The following is a 10,349-nucleotide window of genomic DNA, read 5'->3' as shown; positions in this document are numbered from 1 at the left end:
CGGGATCGCCCGACAACGCGCCGATCATCGGCCGCACCGGCCTCGACGGACTGCTGCTCGCCACCGGTCACCACCGCAACGGCGTGCTGCTCACCCCCATCACCGCCGATACCGTCGCCGACCTCGCCTCAACAGGCGTTGTGGACGAGGCGATCGCGCCGTTCACGCCACACCGTTTCGGCCACGCACCGGCGGCGACCGCATGAGGATCACGCTGAACGGCGAACCGCACGAGCTCGCCGACGACCTGACCATCGACGCGTTCCTGATCGCCCGCGCCGGCACCACACGCGGCAGCGCCGTCGTCGTCGACGGCGAGGTCGTGCCGCGCAGCCGCTGGGCGGAGCAACGTCTCGCCGACGGCCAGACCGTCGAGTTGATCACCGCAGTGCAGGGAGGCTGACATGACCGACGACCCCTTCGTCGTGGCCGGGGTCGAGCTGCCGTCGCGGCTCATCCTCGGCACCGGCGGCGCGCCGAGCCTGGCAGTGATCGACGAGACGCTCGCGGCCAGCGGCACCGCGCTGTGCACCGTGGCGATGCGGCGCCTGGACGCGAGTCAGCCGGGCTCCGTCCTCGACGTCATCGACCGCCGTGGCGTGCGGGTGCTGCCGAACACCGCCGGCTGCCGCACCGCCCGCGAGGCCGTGCGCACCGCCCAGCTCGCGCGCGAGGCGCTCGAGACCGACTGGGTGAAGCTCGAGGTCGTCGCCGACGAGCGCACGCTGCTGCCCGACCCGGTCGAACTGCTCGACGCGGCGCAGCTGCTCGTGGCCGACGGCTTCCAGGTCTTCCCGTACACCAACGACGACCCCGTGCTGGCGCGGCGGCTGCAGCAGGCGGGCTGCGTCGCGGTCATGCCGCTCGGCTCGCCGATCGGCACCGGGCTCGGCATCGGCAACCCGCACAACCTGGAGCTCATCGTGAGCGAGGCGACCGTGCCCGTGATCCTCGACGCCGGCATCGGCACGGCCAGCGACGCCGCGCTCGCGATGGAGCTCGGCTGCGACGCCGTGCTGCTCGCCTCGGCCGTCACCCGCGCCCAGCAGCCCGCCCTCATGGCCACCGCGATGGCACGCGCGGTCGAGGCCGGCCGGCTCGCCCGGCGCGCCGGCCGCATCCCCAAGTGGCACCATGCGCACGCGTCGTCGCCGACCGAGGGGATGGCGGTGCTGTGACCGCGCTCGACGAACGGGCCGAGGCGCCCCTGACCCTCGACCAGCCGGCGGTGCGGTCGCTGCGACTGGTCGACCAGCTCGGCCTCTGGGCCAACCTGGGCGTGAGCCTGCTCGGCTTCACCGGCGCGCTGTTCGTCATCGCGCCGGTCGACGCGCCGATGAGCCTGCTGGCGGCGCTCACCGCGGTGGTCGTCGGCACGGTGATCGGCACGGCGGGCGTGTCCGCCGTCGCCGCGCCGGGGGCCGACACCGGCGCGCCGGCGATGGTGCTGCTGCGCGGCCTCTTCGGCGCCCGCGCCTCGTGGCTGCCCACCGCCCTGAACATCCTGCAGCTGCTCGGCTGGACGACCTTCGAGCTCGTCACCATCGGCGCCGCGCTGCACCAGCTGACGCCGTCGGTGCCGAAGTGGGTCTACGTGCTCGCGGGCGGCGTCATCACCACCGTGCTCGCGCTCTGGCCGCTCGGCTGGATCCGCACGCTGCGCCGCTACGTCACGGTGATCGTCGCCATCGCGCTGGTGTGGTTCTTCGTGCAGGTGCTGCGGCACCCGCTGCCGTCGTGGACGAAGGGCGGCTGGCACGACTTCTGGCTCGGCGTCGACACCGTCGTGGCCGTCTCGGTGTCATGGGTGCCGGTGGCGGCCGACTACACGCGGCACGCCCGCTCGCCGCGGCAGGCCGCCGTCGGCAGTTTCGTCGGCTACTCGATCACCCAGATCCTCTGCTACGCCCTCGGGCTGTTCACGCTGGTGACGGTCGCCCGGGGGGACGCCGACCACATCTTCGGCTCGTTCCTCGCCGTGCCGCTCGGCGGACTCGCGTTCGCGGTCCTGGCGGTCCGCGAGCTCGACCAGTCGTTCGTCGACACCTTCTCGACGGCGGTCTCGGTGCAGAACCTGCGTCCGCACTGGGACCGCCGCACGCTCGCGCTCGCCGTCGGCTCGGTCGCGACCGTCGCCGCGCTCGCCCTCGACATCGGCGCGTACGTCAACTTCCTGACCCTGCTCGGCTCGGTCTTCACCCCGCTGCTCGGCGTGTTCGTCGTCGACTGGTACGTCCTGTCGCGACGCCGGTGGGACCTCGGCGCGGACACCGGCACCCGCTGGGGCAACCTGCTGGCCTGGGTCGCGGGCTTCGTGGTCTACCAGGCCGTCAACCCCGGCGTCATGGTGCCGTGGAGCAGTTGGTGGCACGACCTGGACGACGCGGTCGGCTTCACGCCGGCGTCCTGGATGAGCGCGTCGATCCTGTCGTGCGCCGTCGCGGCCCTCGTGACCCTCGCGCTGGGCGCGACGCGCCGGTCAGCGGCGGTGGAAGGTGAGGCGGTCGCCGGTGAGGCGGACGGCGATGCCGTCGGCCTGCGCTGACACGTCGGCCACCCGCAGCTGGAACGGGATCTCGTCCAGCGGGATCCGCTTGCCCACGAGGTCGCCGAGGCGCGAGGTGATCTGGTCGAGCAGGAAGCCGGCGATCCCCGACGGCAGCCCGGTGACCGCCGAGACGCCGAAGTTCACCGCGTCGCCGGCGAGCTTCGGGTCGAGCGTGAGGCCCACCGTCCGGCCGCCGATGACCGGGAACGAGCCGGGCACCGTCGCCGACGCCCGCACCTTGTCCGTCGCGCCGCCGTAGCTGAGCGTCACGCCCGGCAGCGCCTGGTCGAGCACCGAGGTCAGCTGCCGGTAGGTGAGCACTGCGGTGCCGGTGCCGTGGCCGACGGTGACCTGCTTGAAGCCGTAGTCGAAGCCGACCTGCTGCATCGTCACGTGCAGCGTGTCGGCGGTGATCGTGACGCCGTTGCTGCCCAGCGGCACCTGGTGCGCGGTCACGTCGATCTCGTCGAACTCCTTGCCCGCGACCTGGGTGAGGAACGGGAAGCCGGTGATGTCGACCGACGGGGTCGACGCCAAGCCCTGCGAGCTCTTCAACGTCTGCGCGGCACGGTCCTCGGCGATGCCGACCCCGACCCGGTCGACCACCACCAGTAGCGCCAGCAGTCCGACGACGACGATCACCAGTTTGCGCACCGCGTCATTCTTCCCGAGCCGCCGGCGAGTCCCCCGCGTCGGCAGAGGTCTACGCCACACTCGCCGCATGGACCGCGTCCTCATCGAGCGGATGGTGCGGCACGGGTTCGCCCGGCGCGCCGACACGACCGTGGTCGACGCGGCCGCCCGGACGGTGGCGATCCAGGCGCAGGACCACGCCGCCGCCCGCCTCGGTGTCCGCAGCCGGGCGACGGGGGTCACCGGGGCCGACGTGCTGGCCGCCGTCGGTGACGACCGGTCGGTGGCGCGCACGTGGCTGATGCGCGGCACCATCCACCTGGTGCCGGCCGCGGACGTGCACTGGCTGGTGCGGCTGTTCGGCCCGGTGCTACGCCGGAAGTTCCGCACCCGCTGGACGCAGCTCGGGCTCACCGAGGACTTCCTCGACCGCACCCGCGCGGTGCTGCCGACGATGTTGGACGGCCCACCGCTGACCAAGGCCGAGATCGTCGACGCGCTGGCCGAGCACGGCGTGCCGGTCACGATGCCCGATCCGCAGGCGCCGGTACACGTGCTGCTGGACGCCAGCACCCACGGGCTGGTCTGCCGCGCCGGCGACCGCGGGCGCGAGGCGACCTTCACCCGGCTCGACCGCTGGCTGCCCGACGTGCCCGCCGGCCCGGACGGCGACGACGCGCTCGCCGAGCTCGCGCGGCGCTGGTTCGCCGCGTTCTCCCCCGCGACCGCGCAGGACTTCGCCGCATGGTCGGGGCTGCCGACCGGGCAGGCGCTCGAGCTGATCCGTGACGAGCTGACCCCGTGCGAGGTGCACGGCAGGCCCGGGTTCCGGCTCGGCACCGTCGACGGGGACGGCGCAGCGCACGCCGTGCGGCTGCTCGCCGGCTTCGACAACTACCTGATCGGCTACCAGCACCGCCCGTTCGTCGCGGACGACCGCCGCGCCGAGGTCTACGTCGGCGGCATCATCCGCCCGGTCGTCCTGCACCAGGGCCGGGTGATCGGCCGGTGGCAGCTGCAGCGGCGCCGGACGGACGCCGTTGTGCTGGCCCAGCCGTTCGAGCCGTGGGCGCGGCGAGTACGCGACGCCGTCGAGGCGGAGGTGGCCGACATCGGCCGGTTCCTCGCCCTCCCGACGACGTCGACCATCGCGGTTCCATGATCGACACCCGTCCGGACCGGCTCCCACCGGGATGAACGGGTGTTCATCGCTTCGGTCGGCGATGCCCCGGGGTCACTGCCCGGCGGTGTGCCGCCCGACGTAGGTGTCGGCCGGGACGAGGTACTGCTCGGGCACCTCGTAGCGCGGGGTCGGCTCGTGCACCGGGCCGGCCCAGGACGGCCCGGCAGCGTCCGCCACGCCCGGCATCGCAGCGCCCGGCTGCACCGCGCCCGGCTGCCCCGCACCTGGGTGCGCGGGCATCGCCCGCGCGGGGCGCGGCGTCGTCCTTGCGCGGAGCGTCCGGAGGAGCAGCAGCACCGGCAGGATGAACGCCTTCAGGAAGATGATGTACGTGCCGCCGGTGAAGAGGAACGCGAGGTAGAAGGCGTACCCGACGAATCCGGCACCGACGATGCCGTTCACCAACCTCAGTCCGAGGGACGTACGGCGCGTCGCCAGCCCGACCATCACCACGCCGCTGAACGCCAGCAGCACGACGTACCACGAGAACCCTGGGTGCGCGTCGAAGTCGATGTTCACGCTGCCCCTTCCACCGATGAGCAAAACGATCATCAGTGTCCGGGTCATGATCACCCGGCGCTGTCGGGCGATCGGACAGGTCAGCGGCCGACGCCCGCCGCGTCCATGCCGCGCAGTTCCTTCTTCAGCTCGCCGATCTCGTCGCGCAGGCGTGCCGCGACCTCGAACTGCAGGTCGCGGGCGGCGCCGAGCATCTGGTCGGTGAGTTGCTGGATGAGGTCGGCCAGCTGCGCCCGCGGCATCTCGGCCACGTCGAGACCACCGCCACCGTGCGCGCCGACACCGACGACGCCCGGCGAGATGCCGCGGCCGGCCTTGCCGGGCACCGGCGACTTGCCGCGCGACTGCGAGCGCCCCGAGCCACCGACGGCCGTGCCGGCCAGCAGCTCCTGGGTGTCCTCCGCCTCGCGGGCCAGCAGGTCGGTGATGTCGGCGATGCGCTTGCGCAGCGGCTGCGGGTCGATGCCGTGCTCGGTGTTGTAGGCGATCTGCTTCTCGCGGCGGCGGTTCGTCTCGTCGATCGCGAGCTGCATCGACGGCGTCATCGTGTCGGCGTACATGTGCACCTCGCCCGACACGTTCCGCGCGGCGCGGCCGATGGTCTGGATGAGCGACCGGCCCGAGCGCAGGAAGCCCTCCTTGTCCGCGTCCAGGATCGACACGAGCGACACCTCGGGCAGGTCGAGGCCCTCGCGCAGCAGGTTGATGCCGACCAGCACGTCGTACTCGCCGAGCCGCAACTCGCGCAGCAGCTCGACGCGGCGCAGCGTGTCGACCTCGGAGTGGAGGTACCGCACCCGGATGCCCTGCTCGAGCAGGTAGTCGGTGAGGTCCTCGGCCATCTTCTTCGTGAGCGTCGTGACGAGCACCCGCTCGTCCTTCTCGGCCCGCAGCCGGATCTCGTGCACCAGGTCGTCGATCTGCCCCTTGGTCGGCTTCATGACGATCTGCGGGTCGACCAGGCCGGTCGGGCGGATCACCTGCTCGACGAACTGGCCCTTCGCGCGTCCCATCTCGTAGTCACCGGGGGTCGCGGAGAGGTAGACGGTCTGGCCGATCCGCTCGAGGAACTCCTCGAACTTCAGCGGCCGGTTGTCCATCGCCGACGGCAGCCGGAAGCCGTGCTCGACGAGCATCCGCTTGCGGGACATGTCGCCCTCGTACATGCCGCCGGTCTGCGGCACGGTCACGTGCGACTCGTCGATGACGAGCAGGAAGTCCTCGGGGAAGTAGTCGATGAGGCAGTTGGGCGCCGAGCCGGGCGTGCGGCCGTCGATGTGCATCGAGTAGTTCTCGATGCCGGAGCAGAAGCCGACCTGCCGCATCATCTCGATGTCGTAGCTGGTGCGCATGCGCAGCCGCTGTGCCTCGAGCAGCTTGTGCTGGCCCTCGAGCTCGGCCAGCCGCTGCTCGAGCTCGGCCTCGATGCCACGGATCGCCCGCTCCATGCGCTCGGGGCCCGCCGCGTAGTGGGTGGCGGGAAAGATGAAGACCTCTTCGACCTCCCGCACGACCTCGCCGGTGAGCGGGTGCAGGTAGTAGAGCCGTTCGATGTCGTCGCCGAACATCTCGACGCGGATCGCGAGTTCCTCATACACCGGGAAGATCTCGAGGGTGTCGCCGCGGACGCGGAACGTGCCGCGGGTGAACGACAGGTCGTTGCGGCTGTACTGCACCTCGACGAGATGCCGCAGGATCGCGTCGCGGTCGGTGACGTCACCGATGCGCAGCCGCACCGAGCGGTCGACGTACTCCTGCGGCGTGCCGAGACCGTAGATGCACGAGACGGTGGCGACCACGACGACGTCGCGCCGGGTGAGCAGCGAGTTGGTCGCCGAGTGACGCAGCCGCTCGACCTCCTCGTTGAGCGAGGAGTCCTTCTCGATGTAGGTGTCCGTCTGCGGGATGTACGCCTCGGGCTGGTAGTAGTCGTAGTAGCTGACGAAGTACTCGACGGCGTTGTTCGGCAGCATCTCGCGCAGTTCGTTGGCCAGCTGGGCGGCGAGGGTCTTGTTCGGCGCCATGATCAGCGTCGGCCGCTGCAGCCGCTCGATGAGCCAGGCGGTGGTGGCGGACTTGCCGGTGCCGGTGGCGCCGAGCAGCACGACGTCCTTCTCGCCGGCGCGGATGCGTCGTTCGAGCTCCTCGATCGCGGCCGGCTGGTCGCCGGACGGCTCGAACTCGGAGACCACCTCGAACTTGCCGGTGGACGGCCGGATGTCGGACTTGACGCGCATGCCTCCACGGTACGAGGGGGGTGTGACAACGGTGCACGCGTTCGCGCGGCGCGGACGGCGCGAGGAACACTGGTCGGGTGGCCGACATCGAGTTCCTCACCCCGGACGTCGCCGAGCGACCGACACCGGAGGACGCGACGACCGGGGTCGACCCGGCGGGCGGCGCCGTGCGACCGGGCTGGACGCGAGTGGTGGCCGCGCTCGCGGGGCCGGTGCTGCTGCTGGTGGCCGCCGCGGTGGCCGTGAAGGCGACCTTCGGCGCCGTGTACGAGCTGCGCTCGAGCGACTCGTCCGGCGCGTCGGGCATCGGCACGTTCCACGTCGACGGCTGGGGCCGCTACCACGCGACCCGGTCGTCGCTCGTCTTCACCGGCCACGCCGACCGCTACGGGCTGGTGGCCGTCGTCGCCGCCGGCCTGCTGGTGCTGGCGGCGCTGGTCGCCGCCGGTGCGGCGCTGCGGCCCACGCCGGGACGCACGCCGGCCGTCGCCGCCGTGGTGGCGGGCGCGGCCGCGCTGCTCGGCGCCGGGGCGCTCGCCGCGGTCGGGGGCGTCGGCTGGATCCGCGCGGGCACCGAGCGCGACGCGCTGGCGGCCGCCGTCGAGCGGGGCGAGCCCGGCACGGTCAGCATCACGGTCGACTCCGGCGGCTTCGTCTGGCTCTGCGTCGTCGCGGCGGGCTTCGCGGCGGTGGGGGTGGTGCTCGCGGCCGTGGTGGCGGCCCGCGCGCGGGGCACGGCCGCGGCCTGGCCGGACGCGCCGACGCCGCACCCCGCACCGCCCGCCGCGCGCGACGACCGGGCGCCGCTGGACGCCACCGCCTCCTCCGGCGTCGCGGACGACGACCCCTTCGGCGACGAGGAACTGCTGGGCCGCTGACGTCCGGCGACAACATCACACCCGCCCCGGTTTCGCGGCGTCCGGTTCTGGCAAGGTCAGGAACCATGCCAGGTCCCACGTCGACGTACCGCCTCCAGGTCAGGCCTGGCTTCGACCTCCACGCCGCCGCCGACAGCTGCGACCACCTCGCGACGATCGGCGCGGGCGCGGTGTACCTGTCGCCGCTGCTGCCGTCCGCGAAGGGCTCGGCGCACGGCTACGACGTGATCGGCTTCGACACGGTCGACCCGCAGCGTGGCGGCGTCGACGGTTGGACGCGCACCCTCGCCGCCGCCCGCGCCCGTGGCCTGGGCGTGGTGGTCGACATCGTCCCGAACCACACCGGCGTCGAGGTCCCCGCCGACAACCCGGCGTGGTGGGACCTCCTGAAGCACGGCCCGCACTCGCGCCACGCCGACTGGTTCGACATCGACTGGTCGGGCGGCCGGGTGCTGCTGCCGGTGCTGGGCGACGACTTCACGCCCGACCAGCTCGAGGTCGTCGGTGACGAGCTGCACTACTTCGACCACCGGTTCCCGATCGCCGACGGCACCGGGGACGGGGCGCCCGCCGAGGTGCACGACCGGCAGCACTACGAGCTGGTCAACTGGCGCCGCGCGGACACCGAGCAGAACTACCGCCGGTTCTTCGCCGTCACGACCCTCGCCGGCCTGCGGATCGAGGACCCCGCCGTCTACGAGGCGACCCACGCCGAGATCATCCGGTGGGTGCGCGAGGACGGCATCGGCGGTCTGCGGGTCGACCACCCGGACGGTCTCGCCGACCCCGGCCGGTACTTCGAGCGGCTGCGCGACCTGCTCGGCCCCGACCGCTGGCTGCTCATCGAGAAGATCGTCGAACCGGGCGAGCGGATGCCGCCCGAGTGGCCCATCGACGGCACCACCGGGTACGAGGCGCTGAACGAGATCACGAACGTCCTGCTCGACGGCGCCGCGGCCGAGCCGCTGACCGCGCTGTACCAGGAGCTGACCGGCGACACGAAGACGGCCGAGGAGCACATCGCCATCGGCAAGCGGACGGTCGTCGAGACGATCCTGCAGGCCGAGGTGTCGCGGCTCGCCCGCCTCGCGCCGGGCGTGCCGGACGTGGATCCGGCGCTGCGGGAGCTGCTCGTCGACTTCCCCGTCTACCGCTCGTACCTGCCCTACGGCACCGAGCACCTCGACGCCGCGCTCGAGCGCGCCCGCGCCGCGCGGCCGGACCTCGCCGCGACCTTCGACGCGCTCGCCCCGCGCCTGGCCGACCCCGACGACGCGCTCGCCCGCCGCTTCCAGCAGACGTCCGGCGCCGTCATGGCCAAGGGCGTCGAGGACACCGCCTTCTACCGCTACTCCCGCTTCATCGCGCTGAACGAGGTGGGCGGCGACCCCGGCCGCGTCGGGCTCACGACCGACCAGTGGCACGCCGCGCAGCACGACCGGCAGCAGCGTTACCCGCACACGATGACCACGCTGTCGACGCACGACACCAAGCGCGCCGAGGACGTGCGCGCGCGGATGCTGGTGCTGGGCGAGCTGACGGACGAGTGGGCCGAGCTGGCCCGGACGCTGATGTCCGCGGCGCCCGGCGCCGACCCGATGTTCGACTACTTCCTGTGGCAGACCTTCGTCGGCGCGGGGCTGATCGAGCGCGAGCGCATGCATGCCTATGCCGAGAAGGCGATGCGCGAGGCCGCGACGTTCACGACGTGGACGGCGCCGGACGAGTCGGCCGAGGCGAAGGTGCACGCGCTCGTGGACCGCGCCTACGACGACCCCGCGGTGCACGGCCCGCTCGCCGCCTTCCTCGACCGCATCACGCCGTACGGCTGGACGAACGGGCTGGCGCAGAAGCTCGTGCAGCTGACCATGCCGGGCATCCCCGACGTCTACCAGGGCACCGAGCTCTGGGACGACTCGCTGGTCGACCCGGACAACCGCCGCGACGTCGACTTCGACCGCCGTCGCGCGCTGCTCGACGAGCTCGACGCCGCCTCCGGACCCCCGCCGATCGACGCGACCGGCGCCGCGAAGCTCTGGGTCACCTCGCGCGCACTGCGGCTGCGGCGCGACTGGCCCGAGCTGTTCGGCGACTACACGCCGGTCGCGGCGCAGGGCAGCGCGGCCGCGCACGTGCTCGCCTACGACCGCGGCGGCGCGATCACCGTCGCGACACGACTGCCCGTCGGGCTCGACCGGGCCGGCGGCTGGGGCGACACCACGCTCGCGCTCGGCGGCGAGGTCACCGACACGATCTCGGGGCGGAAGTTCACCGGCGAGCTCGCGGTGGCCGACCTGCTGCGCGAGTACCCGGTCGCCCTGCTGACCCGCTGACGCACCTCGTCCGGCGCC

At 72.7% G+C, this 10,349-nt stretch carries 10 protein-coding genes; 7 read left to right on the top strand and 3 right to left on the bottom strand.

What is annotated here, in order from left to right:
• The 4 genes from ACTHMS_RS00320 to ACTHMS_RS00305 all read left to right on the top strand — a co-directional run.
• Nucleotides 1–206: FAD-dependent oxidoreductase (locus tag ACTHMS_RS00320; protein ID WP_440304683.1), on the top strand; the 206-nt coding region annotated here is incomplete at its 5' end.
• Nucleotides 203–403, top strand: coding sequence for a sulfur carrier protein ThiS (gene thiS, locus ACTHMS_RS00315; protein WP_440304682.1), 201 nt, complete (start codon nt 203–205; stop codon nt 401–403). The genes ACTHMS_RS00320 and thiS, both read left to right, overlap by 4 nt.
• Before the next feature lies 1 nt (nt 404).
• Complete coding sequence (locus ACTHMS_RS00310) at nt 405–1,178, top strand: thiazole synthase (RefSeq protein ID WP_440304681.1); 774 nt, start codon at nt 405–407, stop codon at nt 1,176–1,178.
• Nucleotides 1,175–2,545: a purine-cytosine permease family protein gene (locus ACTHMS_RS00305; RefSeq protein WP_440304680.1), complete on the top strand. Its 1,371-nt coding sequence runs from the start codon at nt 1,175–1,177 to the stop codon at nt 2,543–2,545. Before ACTHMS_RS00310 ends, ACTHMS_RS00305 begins: the two co-directional genes overlap by 4 nt.
• Here the strand turns inward: ACTHMS_RS00305 and ACTHMS_RS00300 are convergent.
• Nucleotides 2,480–3,202: an LmeA family phospholipid-binding protein gene (locus ACTHMS_RS00300; RefSeq protein ID WP_440304679.1), complete on the bottom strand. Its 723-nt coding sequence runs from the start codon at nt 3,200–3,202 to the stop codon at nt 2,480–2,482. The genes ACTHMS_RS00305 and ACTHMS_RS00300 overlap by 66 nt on opposite strands.
• Nucleotides 3,203–3,269: 67 nt before the next feature.
• Here ACTHMS_RS00300 and ACTHMS_RS00295 point away from each other — a divergent pair, with 67 nt between their 5' ends.
• On the top strand, nt 3,270–4,343 hold the full coding sequence (locus tag ACTHMS_RS00295; protein ID WP_440304678.1) for a winged helix DNA-binding domain-containing protein: 1,074 nt from the start codon (nt 3,270–3,272) through the stop codon (nt 4,341–4,343).
• Between the two features lie 72 nt (nt 4,344–4,415).
• On the opposite strand, the gene ACTHMS_RS00290 is transcribed toward ACTHMS_RS00295, so the two are convergent.
• A complete protein-coding gene (locus ACTHMS_RS00290) occupies nt 4,416–4,916 on the bottom strand; it encodes a hypothetical protein (RefSeq protein WP_440304677.1) in 501 nt (166 codons plus the stop codon).
• Nucleotides 4,917–4,963: 47 nt separating this feature from the next.
• The gene (uvrB, locus tag ACTHMS_RS00285) at nt 4,964–7,120 is read right to left on the bottom strand and encodes an excinuclease ABC subunit UvrB (protein ID WP_440304676.1); all 2,157 of its coding nucleotides are present in this window, start codon (nt 7,118–7,120) and stop codon (nt 4,964–4,966) included.
• A 77-nt stretch (nt 7,121–7,197) separates the two neighbouring features.
• Between uvrB and ACTHMS_RS00280 the strand changes: the two genes are divergently transcribed.
• Together ACTHMS_RS00280 and treY are read left to right on the top strand one after the other, a co-directional pair.
• Nucleotides 7,198–7,998, top strand: a complete 801-nt coding sequence (locus tag ACTHMS_RS00280) for a hypothetical protein (protein WP_440304675.1) — start codon at nt 7,198–7,200, stop codon at nt 7,996–7,998.
• Nucleotides 7,999–8,063: 65 nt separating this feature from the next.
• A complete protein-coding gene (gene treY, locus ACTHMS_RS00275; RefSeq protein ID WP_440304674.1) occupies nt 8,064–10,331 on the top strand; it encodes a malto-oligosyltrehalose synthase in 2,268 nt (755 codons plus the stop codon).
• Nucleotides 10,332–10,349: the final 18 nt, after the last annotated feature.

Source organism: Jatrophihabitans sp. (assembly GCF_051960575.1).
Classification (GTDB): Bacteria; Actinomycetota; Actinomycetes; order Mycobacteriales; family Jatrophihabitantaceae; genus JBQCEE01.
Note: the sequence above shows the minus strand (reverse complement) of the source record. Positions and strands in the feature narration are given on the sequence as shown.